This is a genomic window from Sphingobium bisphenolivorans, from assembly GCF_000412635.1.
GTDB classification, from domain to species: domain Bacteria; phylum Pseudomonadota; class Alphaproteobacteria; order Sphingomonadales; family Sphingomonadaceae; genus Sphingobium; species Sphingobium bisphenolivorans.
This window is the reverse complement of the sequence record NZ_ASTG01000014.1, coordinates 1-19,401: the sequence shown is the minus strand read 5'-3', so window position 1 is coordinate 19,401 and position 19,401 is coordinate 1. Positions and strand designations below refer to the sequence as shown.

General features: G+C 66.0%; 20 protein-coding genes and 1 riboswitch. Of the genes, 3 read left to right on the top strand and 17 right to left on the bottom strand.

The window, feature by feature from the left end:
* Positions 1-94: 94 nt before the first annotated feature.
* From L858_RS0111510 to L858_RS0111480, 7 genes are all read right to left on the bottom strand, one after another.
* Entirely contained in the window at positions 95-1,021 is a 927-nt protein-coding gene (locus L858_RS0111510) for a complex I NDUFA9 subunit family protein (RefSeq protein WP_028056050.1), read from the bottom strand.
* Between the two features lie 104 nt (positions 1,022-1,125).
* Positions 1,126-1,704 (bottom strand): TMEM165/GDT1 family protein, encoded by a 579-nt coding sequence (locus L858_RS0111505; protein WP_028056049.1) that lies wholly within the window; start codon positions 1,702-1,704, stop codon positions 1,126-1,128.
* 3 nt (positions 1,705-1,707) lie between these two features.
* Positions 1,708-1,912, bottom strand: a riboswitch (yybP-ykoY riboswitch).
* A gap of 153 nt (positions 1,913-2,065) precedes the next feature.
* Positions 2,066-2,461 (bottom strand): hypothetical protein, encoded by a 396-nt coding sequence (locus tag L858_RS0111500; RefSeq protein ID WP_022683299.1) that lies wholly within the window; start codon positions 2,459-2,461, stop codon positions 2,066-2,068.
* A gap of 68 nt (positions 2,462-2,529) precedes the next feature.
* Positions 2,530-3,111 (bottom strand): hypothetical protein, encoded by a 582-nt coding sequence (locus L858_RS0111495; protein WP_022683298.1) that lies wholly within the window; start codon positions 3,109-3,111, stop codon positions 2,530-2,532.
* 13 nt (positions 3,112-3,124) lie between these two features.
* Positions 3,125-3,679, bottom strand: coding sequence for a demethoxyubiquinone hydroxylase family protein (locus L858_RS0111490; RefSeq protein ID WP_022683297.1), 555 nt, complete (start codon positions 3,677-3,679; stop codon positions 3,125-3,127).
* A complete protein-coding gene (locus tag L858_RS0111485; RefSeq protein WP_022683296.1) occupies positions 3,676-4,161 on the bottom strand; it encodes a disulfide bond formation protein B in 486 nt (161 codons plus the stop codon). Before L858_RS0111485 ends, L858_RS0111490 begins: the two co-directional genes overlap by 4 nt.
* A gap of 192 nt (positions 4,162-4,353) precedes the next feature.
* Positions 4,354-5,694: a S41 family peptidase gene (locus tag L858_RS0111480; RefSeq protein WP_022683295.1), complete on the bottom strand. Its 1,341-nt coding sequence runs from the start codon at positions 5,692-5,694 to the stop codon at positions 4,354-4,356.
* A 226-nt stretch (positions 5,695-5,920) separates the two neighbouring features.
* Between L858_RS0111480 and L858_RS0111475 the strand changes: the two genes are divergently transcribed.
* Complete coding sequence (locus L858_RS0111475; RefSeq protein WP_022683294.1) at positions 5,921-6,781, top strand: FkbM family methyltransferase; 861 nt, start codon at positions 5,921-5,923, stop codon at positions 6,779-6,781.
* A 224-nt stretch (positions 6,782-7,005) separates the two neighbouring features.
* On the opposite strand, the gene L858_RS0111470 is transcribed toward L858_RS0111475, so the two are convergent.
* The 4 genes from L858_RS0111470 to L858_RS0111455 all read right to left on the bottom strand — a co-directional run bounded on the left by L858_RS0111470 (position 7,006) and on the right by L858_RS0111455 (position 12,595).
* Positions 7,006-8,427, bottom strand: coding sequence for a DNA recombination protein RmuC (locus tag L858_RS0111470; protein WP_022683293.1), 1,422 nt, complete (start codon positions 8,425-8,427; stop codon positions 7,006-7,008).
* Between the two features lie 30 nt (positions 8,428-8,457).
* A complete protein-coding gene (locus tag L858_RS0111465) occupies positions 8,458-9,642 on the bottom strand; it encodes an aminotransferase (protein ID WP_022683292.1) in 1,185 nt (394 codons plus the stop codon).
* Positions 9,643-9,732: 90 nt separating this feature from the next.
* Positions 9,733-11,292, bottom strand: coding sequence for a glutamine-hydrolyzing GMP synthase (gene guaA / locus L858_RS0111460; protein WP_022683291.1), 1,560 nt, complete (start codon positions 11,290-11,292; stop codon positions 9,733-9,735).
* A 49-nt stretch (positions 11,293-11,341) separates the two neighbouring features.
* Positions 11,342-12,595 carry a TCR/Tet family MFS transporter gene (locus L858_RS0111455; RefSeq protein WP_028056048.1) on the bottom strand — a complete coding sequence of 418 codons (1,254 nt, stop codon included), beginning with the start codon at positions 12,593-12,595 and terminating at the stop codon, positions 11,342-11,344.
* 157 nt (positions 12,596-12,752) lie between these two features.
* Between L858_RS0111455 and L858_RS0111450 the strand changes: the two genes are divergently transcribed.
* Complete coding sequence (locus L858_RS0111450) at positions 12,753-13,157, top strand: hypothetical protein (RefSeq protein WP_022683289.1); 405 nt, start codon at positions 12,753-12,755, stop codon at positions 13,155-13,157.
* Positions 13,158-13,195: 38 nt separating this feature from the next.
* Here L858_RS0111450 and L858_RS0111445 read toward each other — a convergent pair whose 3' ends face one another.
* From L858_RS0111445 to rpsM, 6 genes are all read right to left on the bottom strand, one after another.
* Entirely contained in the window at positions 13,196-13,741 is a 546-nt protein-coding gene (locus tag L858_RS0111445; RefSeq protein WP_022683288.1) for a hypothetical protein, read from the bottom strand.
* 68 nt (positions 13,742-13,809) lie between these two features.
* Positions 13,810-15,981: a prolyl oligopeptidase family serine peptidase gene (locus L858_RS0111440; RefSeq protein ID WP_022683287.1), complete on the bottom strand. Its 2,172-nt coding sequence runs from the start codon at positions 15,979-15,981 to the stop codon at positions 13,810-13,812.
* A gap of 371 nt (positions 15,982-16,352) precedes the next feature.
* Positions 16,353-16,778 carry a 50S ribosomal protein L17 gene (gene rplQ / locus L858_RS0111435; protein WP_022683286.1) on the bottom strand — a complete coding sequence of 142 codons (426 nt, stop codon included), beginning with the start codon at positions 16,776-16,778 and terminating at the stop codon, positions 16,353-16,355.
* Positions 16,779-16,962: 184 nt separating this feature from the next.
* On the bottom strand, positions 16,963-18,030 hold the full coding sequence (locus L858_RS0111430; protein WP_022683285.1) for a DNA-directed RNA polymerase subunit alpha: 1,068 nt from the start codon (positions 18,028-18,030) through the stop codon (positions 16,963-16,965).
* Positions 18,031-18,150: 120 nt separating this feature from the next.
* Entirely contained in the window at positions 18,151-18,540 is a 390-nt protein-coding gene (rpsK, locus tag L858_RS0111425; RefSeq protein WP_004208752.1) for a 30S ribosomal protein S11, read from the bottom strand.
* 101 nt (positions 18,541-18,641) lie between these two features.
* The gene (rpsM, locus tag L858_RS0111420; RefSeq protein ID WP_022683284.1) at positions 18,642-19,010 is read right to left on the bottom strand and encodes a 30S ribosomal protein S13; all 369 of its coding nucleotides are present in this window, start codon (positions 19,008-19,010) and stop codon (positions 18,642-18,644) included.
* 193 nt (positions 19,011-19,203) lie between these two features.
* Here rpsM and L858_RS22260 point away from each other — a divergent pair.
* The coding region (locus tag L858_RS22260; RefSeq protein ID WP_238564959.1) for a hypothetical protein at positions 19,204-19,401 on the top strand (198 nt) is incomplete at its 3' end.

Here is a 19,401-nt window from a genome sequence, read left to right as displayed (position 1 = left end):
GCCCCTATTGAGCAGAAGAGCAGGGGGTGCGCAAAGCATCGCGCTTCAACCCGGCGCGGTGGACCATCGGCCGACCGCCCCGACGGCGCGGAAATCAGGCCTGAACCCGCCCCGCAAAGCGCCCGTGCCGGCGGTAGCGCACCAGCCACTTGTCCGCGACGGCCGACATCGGCGTCGGCGCAACGCCCAGCTCGGCAAGGCCCGGCGCGCCCGCTGCCGCGACATTATCCGTTTGCAGCATCGCCAACTGGTCCCGCGTGATCGGGCCGCCCGGCAGCATCGCCAGGAAGGAGGCGACAGAGGCCGGCACCGCGACCATGCTGCGCTCCCGCCCGATCGCCTTGCCGATCCAGCCGTTCAGTTCCATCATGCTGAAGGTCTGCGGGCCGCCCAGTTCGAAGGTCTTGCTGCCGTAAAGTCCCGGCTCCGCCGCCGCATTGGCGATCGCATGCGCGACATCGGCGACATAGACGGGCTGGAACTTCGTCTCGGCGGAAATGACCGGCACCACCGGCGCCAGCCGGATGATCTCGGCGAAGCGGTTGAGGAACTGGTCCTCGGGACCGAAGATGATCGAGGGGCGCAGGATCGTCGCGGTCGGGAAGGCGGCCTTCACCGCCGCTTCACCCGCCGCCTTGGACCGGCCATAGGCCGACGGGCTGGCCGCATCCGCGCCGATGGCCGACACATGCACCAGCGCGCCGACGCCCGCGTCCGCCGCGGCCTTCGCGACATTGGCGGCGCCGTCATGATGCGACCCTTCGAAATCGCCGCTCAGCACCCCGACCAGGTTGATGACGATGTCGCTCCCCACCAGCGCGCGGGCGACGCTCTGCGGCTTGCGGATGTCGGCCGCGACGAACTGCGTCTGGCCCAGAGCGCCAAGCGGCTTGACGCGCATCGCGGTGGACAGGTCCCGCTGCGCCACGCGCACCCGCGCGCCGCGCGCCATCAGCGCCTGTGCAACCTGCCGGCCCAGAAAGCCGCCGCCGCCGAACACCGTAACCAGACTGTCCTTCATCACGCGTCCCATGCCTGTCCAAATGAAAGGGGAGATTGTCAGTTCGTCCCCTTGCAACAGCCGCCGCCCGCTGACAACCGCCGGGGGCGCGGGAAGCTCCATTTTTACCCGATCCAGCCCTGCAAGTCAGCGATCATCCACAGTCCCAGCCCCAGGAACAGCAGCGCTGCGCCGATCTGCAGCGCGCGCATCGGCACTTTCCGGGCTAGTGCTTCGCCGAACAGCACGGCGGGTACATTGGCGATCATCATGCCCAGCGTCGTCCCTGCCGTCACCGCCAGTATATTTTCGAACCGCGCGCCCAGCGCCACGGTCGCCACCTGCGTCTTGTCGCCCATCTCGACGAGGAAGAAGGCGATCAGTGTCGTCACGAACACGCCCGCCTTGGACGGAGCCTTCAGCGGTTCGTCCTCATCGAACTTGTCCGGGATCAGCGTCCATCCCGCCATGGCGATGAAGCTTGCCGCCACCGCATAGCGGAACCAGTCCTGCGTCAGCACGCCCGCGATCGAATGGCCCACCAAAGCGGCAAGGAAATGGTTGGCGAGCGTGGCGAACAATATGCCCGCGATGATCGGCAGGGGTTTGCGGAACCGCGTGGCCAGCAGCATCGCCAGCAGCTGCGTCTTGTCTCCCATCTCGGCGAGCGAGACGATGGCGGTGGATGTCAGAAGGGCTTCCATGCGAATTTTCCGGGGCCGGGCAAGAACAAGACACAATGCCACCGCCTCTCCCCGCCCGGCCGGACCGGAAGAGCCGATGCCATTAGTCTCGCCCGATTAAGAGAGCCGTGGCTCTCCATCCCGTCCGCCATGACCTCTCGGCCAAATATGTTGACGAACGGCCCGTTCCGCATTCGGAACGGCTGGCTACTCCCCAGATGACGGGATTGCCCTAGGATAGATTGGCGCGCGAGGCAAGTCCTTCGCCTTTTCAGGCCCAACCTGCTCCTGCGAAAGCAGGATCCCAGTTCAGAGGGCAGGACCATTCTCGTTCGAGTGCCTTCGCACCAGCCATGTTGCTACCGGCTGGACACCCAGCCCCTCAAGGCTCGCCCCTGGACTCCTGCATCCGCCGCTCGGCGAACCATTGTTCCAGCATCTTGGCGGTGCAGCCGGTAAAGCCGTTGCTGCCGATCGCCGAGCAGCTGCCCGGCAGCGTCTGCCGCTGAACCTGCTCCATCGTCGCGACCTGGCTGCCCCAGCCGGGGCCGCCGGAGGGCGCCGGCTTTTCCCTCAGCTTCTTGGGGATGCGATAGCGTTCGGACTCCGGCCGCCGCGCACAGACGATGATCTCGTCGCCCTCGCCCTTGGGGCAGGGATCATCGCCATAGACGATCAGGTTGAAGATTTTCTGCGGCGGCTCGGCCCGCGCGGCGCTTCCCAGCGCGAAGGGAGCGAGCGCGATCGCCGCGAGAGGAAGAAAGGCGAAGGGACGCATGCATCAGATTCCTTGTTCATCCCCTGTCATGCCGCCCTTCGCCAGACGCCGCCGGCTGATCGATGCCGTCAGGGTGCGGGCGCAGCTGTCGTCGTCGCCGGCTGCTGCTGGGACTGCTGTTGCCGGGCAGCCTCGGCCTTTTCCTGCGCCACGGCCTGCGCCTCGATCGCTTGGCTCTCGGCATCGATGTTGGAGAGCCGCCGTCCCCGCTCGGCCTCGACCAGATCCTTCCAGCTGGCATTGTCGGCCGCCTGGCGCTCCGCCTTGGCGAGCCGCGCCAGCTGCGCGAAGCAGCCGGTGAACCCGCCCGCGCCGGTCGCCGAACAGCTTTCCGTGCCGGAGCGGCCGACATATTCCATCGACCTCACCCGCTCGCCCCAAGCCTGGTTGCTCGGCTTGTTGGGGTCGCCGCGCAGCGGCTCGGGAATGCGGTAGCGTTCCTCCTCACCCTTGCGCGCACACACGACGATGTCGCTGCCCTGGCTCTGCGGGCAGGGATCGTCGCCATAGACGATGACCAGATTGACCTTCTCCGATCCGCCGCTCCCCGCCGGTGCCTGCTCGGCCGGCGGTGTGGGACCCGTCTGCGCGAATGCGGAGCCGGCGGTGCCGATCAGCAGCATGGCGGCGATCATCCTTGTCTTCATCATGCGTGCCTTCTCCTCAAATTCGCTTCGACAGCGCGATGGCGGCGCGGCAGCCCAGCCGGATCACCCCGGACAGCAGCGGATAGGCGGGGGCCTGTTCCGCGCCATGGGCGATGGCGGTATCGCGATGCTCGAGTTCTTCCGCCTGAAAATCCGCGATGACGGCCGCAAGTTCCGGGTCGTCGGACCCCAATTCCTTCAGCTGCTCGTCATAATGGCGGTCGATCTCCGTCTCGATCGCCGCGGTGCAGGCCATCGCCGCGCGCGGCCCGATCGCCGCCGTGACCGCGCCCAAGGCAAAGCCCGCGACATTCCAGAGCGGCCGCAGCGCCGTCGGCCGCACGCCTCGCCGCACTATCATCGCATCGAAATGTTTGCGATGCGCCTCTTCCTGCGCGGCCATGCCGGCGATGATGCGGGAGTCGGGGTGACGGTCGCCCATCACGGCCAACTGCCCGGCATAGATGCGGGTCGCGCCGAATTCGCCGGCTTGGTCGACGCGCAGCATTGCCGCCCGCGCCTCATCGCTGACGCGCCGGCCGGGGCGGGGGAAGTCCTTCGCTACGCTCATGCCTTGTTCCCTTGTCCGAGCAGCAGGACCAAGATGGCGAGGGCGGCTGCTCCCGACAAGAGGCCGTTATAGCCGGCCAGCGAGATGCCGAGCAGGGTCCACGGCGCCACGTCGCAGCGGGTGATCGGGGTCGCCATGATCTGGTTCAATATGTCGGCGCCGCTGCCGCCCGCGGGGCTGGTCGAGCAGGCGGTCAGCCCCTGCCACCAGCCATATTCGATGCCCGCATGGAACAGCCCGATGCCGCCGCTGATGCCGATCGCCAGGCCGGCGAGCCCGGTGAACAGCGCGCTCATGCAGGGCTTGGCTCTGGTGGCATAGGCGATCAGCGCGAGCGGAATCGCCGCCATGTGCGGATAACGCTGCCACCAGCACATTTCGCACGGATGCAGACCGCCCGCATATTGCGAGACATAGGCCCCCCCCAGCAGCAGCACGGGGACGATCAGCGCAATCGCGCGGGCGAGGGGCAGGTTTCTCATCCGCTCCGCTTAGACCGGCGAAAGCCTTTCGTCATGCTGAACTTGGTGGAAAGAGGGGCGTCATACCCTTTACCAACTCCGTCACCCCGGCCTTGAGCCGGGATCCCGTTGCCTTCTTTCGTGCAACTCATCCCGCGCAAGAAAGCGGGGCCGCTGTGGAAGCGCGCGGCGACGAACAGGAAGTAGCGGACCTTATTTCCGCGCGACCGGTCCCGCTTGCGCAATCGGCGTGCCCGGCTTCGCCGCCAGCCGCCCGATCGTTTTCAGCGCATAGTCGAGCTGGAAATCCTCGATCCCCTTCTTCTTGAGGTCCTCGGCCGTGGCGGCGAAGCGGGGATCTTCCTTAATATCCTCCTCCAGCGCCGCATTGTCGGACTTGATCTCGTTGATCAGGTGGCGGCGCAGGTCGCTTTCGCGGAATTTCGGCCGCGCCTTGTAATCCGGATCGGACAGTTGCGGCACCCGGACATCGGGCTCGATTCCGCCCTCCTGCACCGACCGGCCGGATGGAGTATAGTAGCGCGCCGTCGTCAGCTTGAGCGCGGTCGTGTTGGTGAGTGGCAGCATCGTCTGCACGCTGCCCTTGCCGAAGCTGCGCTCGCCCATCACCAGCGCGCGATGCTGGTCCTGCAGCGCGCCCGCGACGATTTCCGAAGCCGATGCCGATCCCGCATCAACCAGCACGATAATCGGCAGGCCCTTCGCGTCATCACCGGGCTTGGCATAATAGCGCTCAACATCGCTCTTCTGCCGGCCGCGCTGCGACACGATCTCGCCGCGCTCCAGGAAGGTGTCGCTGACCGACACCGCCTCGTCCAGCAGCCCGCCGGGGTTGGAGCGCAGGTCGAGAATATAGCCGGTCGGCTTGCGGCCCAGGCTCTTGTCGATGCTGCGAATCGCCTGCCGCACATCCGCGCCGGTGTTGGCGGAGAAGCTGACGATGTTGATGACGCCGACGCCGTCCTTCACTTCCCATTTCACGGGCTTCAGCTGGATGATCTCGCGCGTCAGGGTGAGTTCGATCGGCTTGTCGCGGCCGGTGCGCACGATGGTGAGCTTGATCTGCGTGCCCGGCGCGCCGCGCATCTTGTCGACCGCCTCGTCCAGCGTGCCGCCATAGATCAGCTGTCCGTCGAGATGCGTGATATAGTCGCCCGCCTTGATCCCCGCGCGCCACGCCGGAGTATCCTGCGTCGGCGCGATCACCTTGACCGCGCCGTCCTCCTGCGTGACCGAGAGGCCGAGGCCGCCATAGCTGCCCTCCGTCTGGGTGCGCAGATTCTGGAAGTCGCGCGCGTCGAGGAAGCTTGAATGCGGGTCGAGGCTGGCGAGCATGCCGTCGATCGCGCCCTTGATCAGCTTCTCGTCATCGACCTGCTCGACATAGTCACTGCGGACCTTCTGGAACACGTCCATAAACTCGTCGAGCGCCTTGTAGCTGCTCGCCTCGCCATCGGCGAGCGCCGCGGTGGTGGCGGGAATAAGCGCGAGCGCGCCGAGAGCGACGGCACCCCGGAAGAAGCTGGATTTCATTGCGGTCCTTAAGTCCTGCATGCTTGGGGCGCAGTATAGGCGCTTTTGCCGGCCGACGCAAAAGCAAGTGGGCGCCTGGCGAAACTTCGCGCGGGAATGCGCGCGCCACTGCCGGCCCCTCATCAATTAGAGATGCCCGGTCGCACCGATCGGCTTAGCCTTTATGCACAGTGGCTGGCGCGGTCCGCCTGTCCTAGTCCCTCCTGAAAATGCCGGAGGGCCAAATATGCAGATCGCGCCTTTCCTTACCCCCGCATCGGCGACGCGTCGCCTGGGCTGGCATCGCAATCCGGCATTGCGGCGGCTGGTCTTCGCCCTCCTGTCGCGCGCCGGGAATCACGACATCAGCATAGCCCATCACTGGGTGCCCAGCGCGCAGGTGCGGCTGAACCTCTTCCGTCATCGCGGTTACTGGTATCATGCGAGCCGGCGCGAGCGGGGGGTGATGACCAGCCTGCCCCGGCTGATCCGCCCCGGCGACACCGTGATCGAGGCGGGCGCCCATATCGGCTATGTCAGCCTGTATCTGGCCGATCTGGTCGGTCCCCTCGGGCGAGTCTATGCCTTTGAGCCCAGCAGCGACAATCTGTGCTATCTGACGGCCAATGTGGCGCCTTTCGCGCAGATCGAAGCCGTCCCGGCTGCACTGAGCGACAAGATCGGCATCGCCCGCTTCTATATCGAGGCGCTGTCGGGCCAGAACTCGACGCTCATCGGCGATTACGGCAATCTTGCGCGCAACAACCGGATGGCCGGCGCGGCCGAACAATATCGGGAAACCAGTGTCGAAACGGTGACGCTGGACCAGTTCATCGCCAGCCGCGGCATCAGTCCCAGCTTCATCAAGATCGACATCGAGGGCGCGGAACTGCTGGCGCTCGGCGGCATGAAGCACTGCCTGTCCCATGTCCGGCCGAAGCTGATGATCGAGGTCACAAATCGAAAAGAAGAAGTCATGCGCCTGATGAAGGAGGCGGGCTATCTCGCCTTCGATAATCATCTGAAGCGCTTCGGGCCGGGCGCGGACCAGGGGCCGAACCGCTTCTTCCTCCCCGAGGAAGAGGCCCTCCGCTTTCTGGACGCCTGAACTTCGGGCCGGCGATAGCGGTCGAACCGGATTCGGCGCGGCGAAAACAAGTCGCCCGGCAGAGGATGACCAAGGTTTAGCCGTTTATCAGCTGCGACCTCCGACTTGATCCGGACCCCGCTTCTTCGGTCGTTCGCGCCCGGCCATAGGCGGCGGGACCCCGGTCGAGCCCGGGGTGACGAAAAGGAGAAAGTCGGCTCACCACCCATCCCGGCCGCTACCCGCTACTCCGCTGCCTCCGGCAGGGCGCGCAACGCTTCGGGGGAGGCCGGCTCGCGTACCAGCGCTTCCACCGGCTCCAACTGCTCCAGTTCCTTGCCGCCCGTCTCGATATTGAGGTCGCGCAGCTTGCGTCCGGTCACCAGCACCCGGCTGTCGAAGCTGGCGACGAAGCTGTTGTAGTCGGCGACCGCGCCCGTCAGCCGATTGCCCAGCTTCTTAAGCGACCCCGCCGCCGTCGCCAGCCGCTCATAAAGTTCCTTGCCCAGCGCGCCGATGCGCTTGGCTTCGTCGGCCATCTTCTCCTGCCGCCACACCGCCGCGACCGTGCGCGCGATGGCGATGAGGTTGGTCGGCGTCGCCAGTAGCACCCGCTTGCCGAACGCGTGGTCCCACAGCTGCGGGTCATGCTCCAGCGCCGCGGAGAGGAAATGCTCCCCCGGCACGAACATGATCACATAGTCGGGCGCTTCCTCGAACTGGTCGGCATAGCTTTTCCGCCCCAGCGTATCGACATGCGCCCGCATCGCGGCGGCGTGGGCGCCCAGCAGCCGCTTGCGCTCCTCGTCACCCTCCGCGCCATAGGCATCCTGATAAGCGTTGAGCGACACCTTGGCGTCGATCACCAGCGCCCGGCCGCCCGGCACGCGCAGGATCGCGTCGGGCCGCAGCCGCCCATCCTCCACCGCGACGCTGACCTCGGTTTCGAAATCGACATGCTCGGACAGCCCGCAGGTTTCCAGCACGTTGCGCAATTGCTGCTCGCCCCAGCGGCCGCGCGCCTTGGGGGCATGACGCAGCGAATCGACCAGCCGCTGCGCTTCGGCGCGCACCGCCTCCTGACCGCTCTTCATCGATTCGATCTCGCCGCGCAGGATGCCGTAGGCCTCGGTGCGCTGCTGCTCGATCTGGGTGATCTTGTGGTCGTAGCGCTGGATCGTCTCATTGACGGGATGGAGCAGCTGCTTCAGCTGCGCCTCGCTCTTTTCATGTGCCTGCGCCATGCGCTGGTCGGCGCGCTCCAGAAAATGGCTCTGCGCCTGATGCAGCAGCTTGCCGCCGATTTCGCTGAACTGCGCCGACAGCTGCTCCTTCGCGTCCTTGAGCGCCGCGATCTGCGCCTCGAAGGCTTCCGCGCGCGCTTGCGTGTCGGACCGCAGCGCCGCCAGCTCGCGGCTCGCCAGCTCCCGCGCGGCGCGCTCATCCTCCAGCTTCTGCGCCAGTTCGGCTGCCTGGCCGGCGCGATCCTGCGCCACTACCAGCTCCTGCAAGGCGGCGTTGCGCTGCGCTGTCGCCATGTCGAGCTTGGCCGCAAGATCAGCCTTTTCCGCCGCAAGCGGCGCCGCCGCCTTGCCGCCGAACAGCCAGCCCATCACCGCGCCGGCGATCAGCGCAATGATAACGAGAATGACGGCCAGACTGTCCATGAACCCCCCTGTGTGGAACGAAAGGTGAACCTACCCGCGCCTGCCATCATGCGCAAGCCTGAACGCGGCGAGCCGCGCCACCGCTTCATCCAGCACGATATCCGCCTTGGAAAAGCACAGCCGGACCAGATGCGTCACCGGATCGGCGGGGTAGAAGGCGGAAACGGGAATGGCGGCGACGCCTGCCTCCTCGATGATCCGCTCGCAGAAGGCGACGTCGTCCAGCGCAAGGCCCGACGCGATAAGATCAACCGTCACGAACCATGTCGCCGCGCCCGGCTGCACCACATAGCCCGCTCGCCGCAACCCTATGGCGAGCCGGTCGCGCGACGCCTCATAGCCTGCGCGCATGGTGTCGAACCATTCCGCCGGCTTTGCCAGCCCCTCCGCCACTGCCCATTGCAGGTTGGGCGGCGTCGTGAAGGTCAGGAACTGATGCGCCCGCGCCAGCAGCGTGGCGAGCGCAGGGGCGGCGCACATCCAGCCGACCTTCCAGCCGGTGACGGAAAATATCTTACCCGCCGACCCGATCTTCACCGTCCGATCGCGCATGTTTGGCAGAGCGATCAAGGGCCGATGGCGTCCTCCATCGAACGTCACATGCTCCCACACCTCGTCGCAGATCGCGATGAGGTCATGACGCACGCAAAGTTCTGCCAGCAGAGCCAGATCCTCTTCGCACAGCATCACGGCGGCAGGATTGAGGGGGTTGTTGAGCAGCAGGACGCGTGTCCGGTCCGTCACCGCGCTTTCCAGCACTGCCCGCGTGATCCGCCAGTCGGGCGGCGTCAGGCGCACCACCCGCGCGACCCCGCCGGCCCGCTCGATCAGCGGCAGATAGGCGTCGTAAAGCGGCGCGAAGACCAGCACCTCGTCACCCGGCTGCACCAGCGCCAGCAGGCTCGCCGCCAGCGCCTCGGTCGCGCCGGATGTGACGATGACCTCCTCCGCTGCCAGGTCCAGCCCCTGATGCAGCGCATAATGCGCCGCCACCGCCGCGCGCAGCTCGGGCAGCCCGCCGCTCGGCGGATATTGGTTGGATCGCGTGAGGAGCGCGTCGGCCGCCGCCTGGAGAATATCCTCCGGCCCGTTCGTATCCGGGAAGCCCTGCCCCAGATTGATCGCACCGGTTTCGCGCGCGCGGGCCGACATCTTCTCGAAGATGGTCGGCGGCATGTCGCGGTAGAGAGGATGGCCGAGGCGGGTGTCAGACATGAGCGGCTTCTTCAGTGTCGTAGCCGCTGCGGCCGCTAGCGCGGCCGAGTAAAGCCGGCGAATGTCCCCGGGACATTCGCGTTATCGGCTTTACTCCCACTCGATCGTGCCCGGCGGCTTGGAGGTATAGTCGTACACGACCCGGTTTATGCCCTTCACCTCGTTGATGATCCGCGTCGCCACGCGGCTGAGGAAGGCGGCGTCGAACGGATAGATATCCGCCGTCATGCCGTCCGTCGAAGTCACCGCCCGCAGCGCGCAGACGCTGTCATAGGTGCGGTGATCGCCCATCACGCCCACGGTCCGCACCGGCAACAGCACGGCAAATGCCTGCCAGATCGCGTCGTAGAGGCCGGCGTTGCGGATTTCCTCCAGATAGACGGCGTCGGCCTTGCGCAATATGTCGCAGCGCTCCTTGCTCACCTCGCCCGGAATGCGGATCGCAAGGCCGGGGCCGGGGAAGGGGTGCCGGCCGACGAAAATCTCCGGCAGGCCAAGCTCGCGGCCCAGCACGCGTACCTCGTCCTTGAACAGTTCGCGCAAGGGTTCGACCAGCTTCATGTTCATGCGCTCGGGCAGGCCGCCGACATTATGGTGCGACTTGATCGTCACCGAAGGGCCGCCGGTGAAGCTGACGCTCTCGATCACGTCAGGATAGAGCGTGCCCTGCGCCAGGAAGTCCGCGCCGCCGATCTTCTTCGCTTCTTCCTCGAACACGGCGATGAACTCGCCGCCGATGAACTTGCGCTTCTTCTCCGGATCAGTGAGGCCGGCGAGCCCGCCCAGGAAGCGCTCCTCGGCGTTCACATGGACCAGCTTGATGCCATAATGTTCGCGGAAAAGGCTCACCACCTGCTCCGCCTCGCCCAGCCGCATCAGGCCATGGTCGACGAAGACGCAGGTCAGCTGGTCGCCGATCGCCTCATGGATCAGCACCGCCGCGACCGCGCTGTCGACGCCGCCCGATAGGCCGCAGATCACCCGGCCTTCACCCACCTGCGCGCGGATGTCGGCGATCTTGGTCGCGCGAAACTCCGCCATGGTCCAGTCGCCGGCAAGGCCGCAGACATGGCGCACGAAATTGGCGAGCAGCTTCGCGCCATCCGGCGTATGCACGACCTCCGGGTGGAATTGCGTCGCGTAGAAGCGCTTTTCCTCATTGGCGGTGATCGCATAGGGCGCGCCCTCGCTGACCGCCACCACCTCGAAGCCGGGAGCCAGCTGTGTCACCTTGTCGCCATGGCTCATCCACACCTGATGCCGCTCGCCCTCGCTCCAGAGGCCATCGAACAGCGCGCAGCTCTTCTTCACCTCGATGAAGGCGCGGCCGAACTCGCCGCTTTCGCCGCCTTCGACATTGCCGCCCAGCTGCTGCATCATCGTCTGCTGCCCGTAGCAGATGCCCAAAATCGGGATGCCGGCATCGAAGAAAGGCTGCGGTGCGCGCGGGCTGTCCTCCCACATCACCGACGACGGGCCGCCCGACAGGATGATGCCCTTGGGCTTCAGCCGCTCATAGGCTTCGGCGGCGGCATTGAACGGCGCGATCTCGGAATAGACGCCCGCCTCGCGCACGCGGCGCGCGATCAGCTGCGTCACCTGGCTGCCGAAGTCCACGATAAGGATGGAATCCTGAAGGGGCAGCGTCATCGAATCGCCTTTGTCTTGAACCAGAATGGGGGAACGGATTGCGCGCCGGTTAGTGCCCTCGCGCCGCCTTGTCCAGCGATGGCGCATCCTCGGCACGCCCCGCGCGCCATCCGATCAGCGCACCCAGCGCCAGCACCCCCGCCGCGATCAGGAAGGCGCTGCCGATGAAGGGCAGGACCGGCCGCGCGCCCACCGACAGCGAATAGACGGTGCCGAAGAACAGCGGCGACATGATGCCCGCGATGCTGCCGACGCTGTTGTTCGCGCCCTGCAACTGGCCTTGCTCCGACTCCGACACGCGCCGCGTCATCAGCGACTGGATGGTCGGCATGGCGAGGCCCCACAGCGCATTGGGCAGCATCGCCGCGACGAACAGCCAGCCCGTCGGCGCCAGGCCCATCGCCGCTATGCCGACTGCGCCGAACGAAAGCCCGATCACCATCGTCCTGCGGTCGCCCAGCTGCTTGACGACGCGCCCGACCAGCAGCCCCTGCACGCCCATGTCCATCAGGCCCACCAGCGCCAGCAGCGTCCCCACCTGCCACGCGCCCCAGCCATAGCGGTCCCCCGCATAGAGCACGAACACGGCAGAGAAGAGGTGATGCGCGAAATAGAGCAGGAAATTCACCACCGCCAGGCTGGAAAGCTCCGGATGCGAGCGCAGCAGCTTGAGCGCGCCGAAGGGGTTGGCGCGCTTCCAGGAAAAAGCCATGCGCTTGTCCGGCGAGAGCGACTCCGGCAGCACGAACAGGCCGTAGATGAAGGCGAGCGCCGACAGCCCGGCCGCCGCCCAGAAAGGCGCGCGCAGCGAAACCTCCCCCAGCAGTCCCCCCAGCAGCGGCCCCGCAACGAAGCCGCCGCTGAACGCCGCGCCGATCAGCCCATAGCCGCGCGCGCGTTCCTCGGGCGGCGTGATATCCGCCATATAGGCGAAGGTGGAGGTGAAGCTGGACGATGTGACCCCGGCCAATATCCGCCCCAATGCCAGCCACCAGAGGTTGGGCGCGAGCGCCATCAGCACGAAGTCGAGCGCCAGCCCGGCGACCGAAACCAATATCACCGGCCGCCGCCCGAACCGGTCCGAGAGCGAGCCGATGACGGGCGAACAGATGAACTGCATCCCCGCCCACAGCGCGACGAACAGGCCGTTCCACATCCCCGCCGCCGCGCTGGAGCCGGACAGCGTCTCGATCAGCTGGGGCAGCACCGGAATGATGATCCCCATCGACATGACGTCGAGCAGCGCCGTCACCAGGATGAAGGCGATCGCGGCCCTTCGGCGGGAGGAGGGGGGAGGGGACATGACAGGAAGCGGGCTATAGTGCCGGGCGATTGCTGCCAAGAGTGCGTGTGCGCCGACGGGCTGCCGCGCCGGCCGAAGCAAATTGTAAAGCATCTTCCCCTACAGGAGCGTCCCGCATCCAATGCGCTCTCGAGTTTTCGGCAATAAAGGACAGATAATGGCCACCAGGCCCTATGAGATCGCCTATGACGACAATCGAAAATTGCTTCGGATCACATTGGCGGGCCTGTGGGACTTGCCCACGGCCCACAGCTATCTGGAAGATCTGCGGCGGCAGGAGCAGCGGATCGGACTGGATCTCGATCAGCTGTCTGTGCTGATCGATATGCGCGAGCATGCGATCCAGCCCCGCGAAGTTGCTGACCTGCTGACCGATTCTCTAAAAGATGCAGGCCGACCCGGCCGCACCACTGCCTCGATCGTTTCATCATCCGCCCTGAAGGTGCTGCAGATCAAGCGCATATCGGAAATGATAGAGCGCAACGAACTGTTCACGACGGAAGCGGACGCGCTGGCCTGGCTCGCAGCGCAAGCCGCAAAGCAGGGCGACCGGGCGGGCTGAGGCCGCGCCTGCCCAAGACAGCGCGGTCGGAGAGCAGGTCAGCGGGCGGCGCGCGCGCGGTGGAAATAGACTTCCGCGACCCGCCCATTCTGCACCGAGCAGGTGAAATGACGCGCGCGTTCATCCTGGGCGCGCCAGCCCGACCGCACCTCGACATCGCCCTCGACATCATAGCCGTTGCGCGTCTCGCGCGGGGCCTGCACCTGCCGCACCTCGGCATAGCCGCCCTCGCGCTCGGCCTCGTCGCGGGCGGCGACGGCGCAGTCGTTGACCGCATGCTCGCTCTCGCTGTCCAGTGCCTCGCCGACGGCCAGTTCGTCCCGCGATCCGGCACGCTCGTCGCGCCGGTCGGCAGCGGTGCCGGCCCGGTCCCGCGCGACCACGTCGGAAAAATCATCGTCCGCCTGCCGCTGCGTGGTGCGGCCATCCTCCTCATACCCGCTGTCCGGCGCATCATCGCGGGTGATGTCATCCTGCTCCTGCGGGTAGCTGAGGCGCGGCTGCAAGGCCTGCGCCGACGCCGTGCTCCCCGCGACCAGCGCTGCCGCCATCATCGTTCCCGTCAACCAGCCTGCCTTGATCATCACCCTCATATCCTCAGTCTGTCCGGCCGGAAGGCTAAGCCCCGCCGGCTGTCGGTGGGCTGAACGGGCTATCGCGGCGCATCGCGGATCTTGAGGCCGGTGAACTCCGCCAGAAACGCGTAGCTGTCGGCATATTCGTCGATCAGCTTGTCGATCGGCTTGCCCGACCCATGGCCGGCCTTGCTGTCGATCCGGATCAGGCGCGGCCGGGGCCCGATATCGGCCGCCTGCAAAGCCGCGGCATATTTGAAGCTGTGCGCCGGCACCACCCGATCGTCCGTATCCCCGGTCGTCACCAGGATTGCCGGATAATCCTTGCCCTCCGCGATATTATGATAGGGCGAATAGCTGTAGAGCAGGCGGAAATCCTCCTCCCGATCCGGCGATCCATAATCGTCGATCCAGTATCGACCGGCGGTGAAGCGGTCGAAGCGCAGCATGTCCATCACGCCCACGGCCGGCAGCGCGGCGGCGAACAGGTCGGGCCGCTGGTTGACCACCGCGCCGACCAGCAGCCCGCCATTGGACCGCCCCTCGATCGCAAGCCCGTCCCTGGTCGTATAGCCCTTCGCCTTCAGATATTCGCCCGCCGCGATAAAGTCGTCGAACACATTCTGCTTGTTCGCCCGCCGCCCGGCATCATGCCAGGCCCGGCCATATTCGCCGCCGCCGCGCAGGTGGGCGATCGCATAGACGCCGCCCTGCTCCAGCCAGGCCAGCCGCATCGCCGAATAGCCCGGCGTCAGGGTCAGATTGAACCCGCCATAGCCGTAGAGGATGGTCGGCGCGGACGTGCCCGACAGCGCCAGCGACTTGCGCCGGATCACCGTCATCGGGATCATCGTCCCGTCCTTCGAGGGATAGCTCACCTCCTCCACCCCAAAATCATCGGGGTCGAAGGGCGTGTCGGGCCGCGCGAATAGCTGATAGCGCAGGGCCGCCGTGTCGAAGCGATAGATGCTGGCCGGGGTCGTGAAGCCCGAAAAGCTGAAAAAGGTTTCCGGGTCACCGTCCCGCCCGGCAAAGCCCGCCGCCGTGCCGACGCCTGGCAACGGCACCTCGGCCACCTTCCGCCCGTTCAGCTCCACCAGTTCGGCGACCGTCGCGCCATCGGCCATATAGGCGAGGATCAACCGGCTTCCGACCAGCGTCCCGCCGGCCAGCGTATCGCCGCGCTCGGCCACGACCGGCTTCGCTCCGCTCCGGGGATAGCGCGCGTCGATGCTGACGACGCGCAGGCGGGGCGCCCCCTGATCCGTCACCAGATAGAGCATCGGACCCCGGCTGCCGATCAGCCGCCAGTCGTTGCTGATCCCGTTGACCAGCGTGCGCACCTTCATCCTGCCGCCTGTCAGTTGCGCGACATGCAGCTCGCGGCGGGTGTCGGTGCCCTGAAAGCTGCTGATCACCAGCCAGCGGCCGTCGGCCGTCACTTGCGCGGTGTGGCTGAGCTTGGGCCGATCGGGCGTTGCATAGATCAACTGGTCCTCGCCCTGTGCCGTGCCCAGCCGATGATAATAGACCTGCTGCCCGACCGTGGCGGACTGAAAATCCTGCCCCTCGCCCGGCGCCGCGAAGCGCGAATAGAAGAAGCCCTCGCCGCGCCCGTCCCAGGCGAGCTGCGAGAATTTGACCCAGTTCACGGCATCCGGCAGCAACTTGCCGCCATCGACGTCCAGCACGCGCAGGGTTCGCCAGTCGCTGCCCGCCTCCTGCACCGAGTAGAGCAGATGGCGTCCATCGGGGGAGGGCGCCCATTCCGCCAGCGCCGCCGATCCGTCCTTCGCCCATTGGTTGGGATCGATCAGCAGCCGCTGCGGTCCGGCCAGCCCCTCCCGCACAAAGAGGGGCGTCTGGTTCTGGAGGCCGCTATTATAGCCATAGAAATAGCGCCCGGCTGCCTTGCGCGGCAGGGTGTAGCGGCCGTGGGCGAACAGCGCCTGCATCCGCTGCTTGAGTATCGCCCGCCCCGGCAGCGCGTCGATGACCCGGCGGGTGAGCGCGTTTTCCTGCCCCACCCAGGCCTGCACCGCCGGGTCGGTGCGCAGATCGCCCTCCAGCCAGCGGTAGGGATCGGCCACTTTGACGCCGAAATGATCCTCCACCAGATCGAGCCGCTTCGCCCCCGGGTAACGCAGGCCGCTCGCCTTCGCGCTGGGCGTGGCCGCTGCATCCGGCGCGGCCATGGCGGGAAAGGATGCAAGCAGCAGCGCCGAAACCAGCCAACCCAAGGCGCGCATCCTCTTTCCCTCTAACCGCATTTTGCAATCGGCCGCTGATGCCTCGGAGCAGTCGGAAAACAAAGGAATTTCGCCGCTCAAGGCAGGTCGAGCCTAAATTAATCCACCCCGTCATCCCGGCCTTGAGCCGGGATCCCGCTGCCTCCTTTGGGCTTGCAGGATGAAGCGGACCTCCGGGTCAAAGCCCGGCGTTAAGACATTGGCAGGCGCGCTTCGTCGCGTCTGAGCTGGAGGCTGTCGGATGAAAGGTAACATACTCAACCAAGGCCGGTGCCCCAAGCGCTTGCCGTGAACGCCAAACGGGCCGCGGCTCTGCATGAAGCCGCGGCCCGTCCGAATGTCTTACGCTGAGCGACCAGCGCTGCGGCGGATTATGCCGCTTCCAGCTCGTCCGCGTCGGCGTTCTGGACCGGACCTGAATCCTGGCCCTTGGCATCGACGTCGCGATCGACCAGCTCGATGATCGCGATCGGCGCCGCGTCCGAAGCGCGGATGCCGGCCTTGATCACGCGGGTGTAGCCGCCATTGCGATCCTTGTAGCGCTCGGCCAGGACTTCGAACAGCTTGGTCAGCTGGGCGTCGTCCTGCAGGCGCGAATGGGCCAGACGACGATTCGACAGGCCACCCTTCTTGGCGAGGGTGATCAGCTTCTCGACGTAGGGACGGAGTTCCTTCGCCTTGGGCGTGGTGGTCAGGATCTGCTCATGCTTGATGAGCGAGGCGGCGAGGTTGCGGAGCAGCGAGTTACGATGCCCGGCGCTGCGCTGCAGCTTACGATGACCAACCTTGTGACGCATATGTCTTTCCTTTCGTTCGTTAAGGGCCCGTGTGAGGTAGCCCAGACCAGGCGGTGTTCAGGGCCACCGCCCATCAGCCCCTTGTAACCACATCCGTTCGGTTCGAGCTTGTCGAGAACAGTTCTCCTCGACCGCCGCTTCTCGACTTCGCTCGAAGCTGCTTGAACCGAACGGCCTGTGGTTCTTACCCCAGCAGCTCCTGTTCGAGCTTCTTGGCCATTTCCTCGATATTTTCCGGCGGCCAGCCGGGGATGTCCATGCCCAGGCGCAGGCCCATGGACGACAGCACTTCCTTGATTTCGTTCAGCGACTTGCGGCCGAAATTGGGGGTGCGCAGCATCTCGGCCTCGGTCTTCTGGACCAGATCGCCGATGTAGATGATGTTGTCGTTCTTGAGGCAGTTTGCCGACCGGACCGACAGTTCCAGCTCGTCCACCTTCTTGAGCAGATAGCGGTTGATCTGGTTCGCGTCGCTTTCGCCTTCGCTGGCAGAGGCACCGGCGGCACCGGCCCCAGCGGAGGGAGCGGCGACGGGCAGGGCGTCCTCGAAGTGGACGAACAGCTGGAGCTGGTCCTGCAGGATCCGGGCGGCATAGGCCACCGCGTCTTCCGGCGTGACGGTGCCGTCGGTTTCGACGGTCAGCGACAGCTTGTCATAGTCCAGTTCCTGGCCGACGCGGGTATTGTCGACCTTGTAGGCGACCTGGCGGACCGGCGAGTAGAGCGCATCGATCGGAATCAGGCCGATCGGGGCGTCGGCCGGCCGGTTGGCGACGGCCGGGACATAGCCCTTGCCGACGTCGGCGGTCAGTTCCATGTTGAGCGTCGCGCCCTGATCGAGGTGGCAGATCACCAGGTCGGGGTTCATCACTTCGATGTCGCCCACGGTGGTGATGTCGCCCGCACGCACTTCGGCCGGGCCGGTCGCGGACAGCTGCAGACGACGGGGGCCATCGCCCTCCATCTTCAGCGCGACCTGCTTGATGTTGAGGACGATGTCCGTGACGTCCTCGCGCACGCCGGCGAGCGAGGAGAATTCGTGCAGGACGTTCTCGATCTTGATCGAGGTGACCGCCGCGCCCTGGAGCGAGGACAGAAGAACCCGGCGCAGCGCATTGCCGAGCGTCAGGCCGAAGCCGCGCTCCAGAGGTTCGGCGACGAAGGTCGCCTTGCGCCTGCCGTCGCCCGCCGCCTTGATCTCAAGGCTGTTGGGCTTCTTCAATTCCTGCCAGTTCTTCATGTTGACAGTCATAATTTCCCCTGGGGATGAGGCCGAAACGTTCAAAATCCTGACCCGACAGGACGTTCCGGCCGATGCAAACGGGTGAACGGGCGACGCGTCCGCCGCCCGCCGACAAGCCGCGCGCTGCTGTTAGACGCGGCGGCGCTTGGAAGGACGCACGCCATTGTGCGGGATCGGCGTCACGTCGCGGATCGAGGTGATGTGGAAGCCGACGGCCTGCAGCGCGCGCAGAGCCGATTCACGGCCCGAACCGGGGCCCTTCACTTCGACTTCCAGGGTGCGCACGCCATGTTCGGCGGCCTTGCGGCCGGCGTCTTCGGCGCAGACCTGCGCGGCGTAGGGGGTCGACTTGCGGCTGCCCTTGAAGCCCATCATGCCGGCCGAGGACCAGGAAATCGCATTGCCCTGGGCGTCGGTGATGGTCACCATGGTGTTGTTGAAGCTGGCGTTGACGTGCGCGACGCCGGCCGAGATGTTCTTGCGCTCGCGCCGCTTAATGCGCTGGGGTTCGCGTGCCATATTGCTCTATCCTACAGAAAACTTGTGATGCTGGAGGGCGTGCCCGAGACGGGCGCCATCCGGCGGAGAAAAAGTTGAAATCAGTCCCCCGGACTAACTTCTTACTTTTTCTTACCAGCGATCGGCTTGGCCTTGCCCTTGCGGGTGCGCGCATTGGTGTGCGTGCGCTGGCCGCGAACCGGCAGGCCCTTGCGGTGACGCAGGCCGCGATAGCAGGCAAGGTCCATCAGGCGCTTGATGTTCATCGCGGTTTCGCGGCGCAGATCGCCTTCCACCGTCAGGTCGGCGTCGATCGCTTCGCGGATCTGCAGGACTTCGGCGTCCGACAGGTCCTGAACGCGGCGGCTGTGGTCGATGCCCAGCTTGTCGGCGATCGCTACGGCGGTGTGACGGCCGATGCCGTGGATGTAGGTGAGCGCGATGATAACGCGCTTGTTGGTCGGGATATTGACGCCCGCAATACGTGCCATGCTATTCTGTACTCCTGCTCCACGGGGCGGTTGGCGCCGCCCCATCTCAAAGCGTTCGGGCTGAAGCCCCTAAATGGACCGCAGCCGATTCGATAGGCCCCAAGACGCAAAAAAGACGGCTAGTGCTCAAGGCACTGCCGCTCACCAGCGTGTCGGGAAGGGGTGCCCTTACCGATTCGGGTGGCGGCAGTCAATGGCGGGCGGCCGCAAAAGCGTTGAAGCTCGCCGCTTCTCCTCCGGTCGGGCGGCGGCGCTCGGTCCTTTTCGGGTTGATGCCATCCTGTCCCCTCGGGCATGGAGGGGCATGCGTTCCCATCTGTCCTCCGCCGCGCTGGCGACCGCCTTCCTCCTCGCCTCCTGCGTCGGCGCGCCCGAACAGCGCGCGTCGGCG

Bases quoted from the DNA above. Each gene is read 5' to 3' on its own strand.
- L858_RS0111430 (WP_022683285.1), bottom strand. From the start codon at position 18,030: ATGACTGTCAACATGAAGAACTGGCAGGAATTGAAGAAGCCCAACAGC.
- L858_RS0111450 (WP_022683289.1), top strand. From the start codon at position 12,753: ATGGCCACCAGGCCCTATGAGATCGCCTATGACGACAATCGAAAATTG.
- L858_RS0111470 (WP_022683293.1), bottom strand. From the start codon at position 8,427: ATGGACAGTCTGGCCGTCATTCTCGTTATCATTGCGCTGATCGCCGGC.
- guaA (WP_022683291.1), bottom strand. From the start codon at position 11,292: ATGACGCTGCCCCTTCAGGATTCCATCCTTATCGTGGACTTCGGCAGC.
- L858_RS0111465 (WP_022683292.1), bottom strand. From the start codon at position 9,642: ATGTCTGACACCCGCCTCGGCCATCCTCTCTACCGCGACATGCCGCCG.
- L858_RS0111480 (WP_022683295.1), bottom strand. From the start codon at position 5,694: ATGAAATCCAGCTTCTTCCGGGGTGCCGTCGCTCTCGGCGCGCTCGCG.
- L858_RS0111445 (WP_022683288.1), bottom strand. From the start codon at position 13,741: ATGATCAAGGCAGGCTGGTTGACGGGAACGATGATGGCGGCAGCGCTG.
- L858_RS0111475 (WP_022683294.1), top strand. From the start codon at position 5,921: ATGCAGATCGCGCCTTTCCTTACCCCCGCATCGGCGACGCGTCGCCTG.
- rplQ (WP_022683286.1), bottom strand. From the start codon at position 16,778: ATGCGTCACAAGGTTGGTCATCGTAAGCTGCAGCGCAGCGCCGGGCAT.
- L858_RS0111440 (WP_022683287.1), bottom strand. From the start codon at position 15,981: ATGCGCGCCTTGGGTTGGCTGGTTTCGGCGCTGCTGCTTGCATCCTTT.
- L858_RS0111485 (WP_022683296.1), bottom strand. From the start codon at position 4,161: ATGAGAAACCTGCCCCTCGCCCGCGCGATTGCGCTGATCGTCCCCGTG.
- L858_RS0111490 (WP_022683297.1), bottom strand. From the start codon at position 3,679: ATGAGCGTAGCGAAGGACTTCCCCCGCCCCGGCCGGCGCGTCAGCGAT.
- L858_RS0111455 (WP_028056048.1), bottom strand. From the start codon at position 12,595: ATGTCCCCTCCCCCCTCCTCCCGCCGAAGGGCCGCGATCGCCTTCATC.
- L858_RS0111500 (WP_022683299.1), bottom strand. From the start codon at position 2,461: ATGCGTCCCTTCGCCTTTCTTCCTCTCGCGGCGATCGCGCTCGCTCCC.
- L858_RS0111505 (WP_028056049.1), bottom strand. From the start codon at position 1,704: ATGGAAGCCCTTCTGACATCCACCGCCATCGTCTCGCTCGCCGAGATG.
- rpsK (WP_004208752.1), bottom strand. From the start codon at position 18,540: ATGGCACGCGAACCCCAGCGCATTAAGCGGCGCGAGCGCAAGAACATC.
- rpsM (WP_022683284.1), bottom strand. From the start codon at position 19,010: ATGGCACGTATTGCGGGCGTCAATATCCCGACCAACAAGCGCGTTATC.
- L858_RS0111495 (WP_022683298.1), bottom strand. From the start codon at position 3,111: ATGATGAAGACAAGGATGATCGCCGCCATGCTGCTGATCGGCACCGCC.
- L858_RS0111510 (WP_028056050.1), bottom strand. From the start codon at position 1,021: ATGAAGGACAGTCTGGTTACGGTGTTCGGCGGCGGCGGCTTTCTGGGC.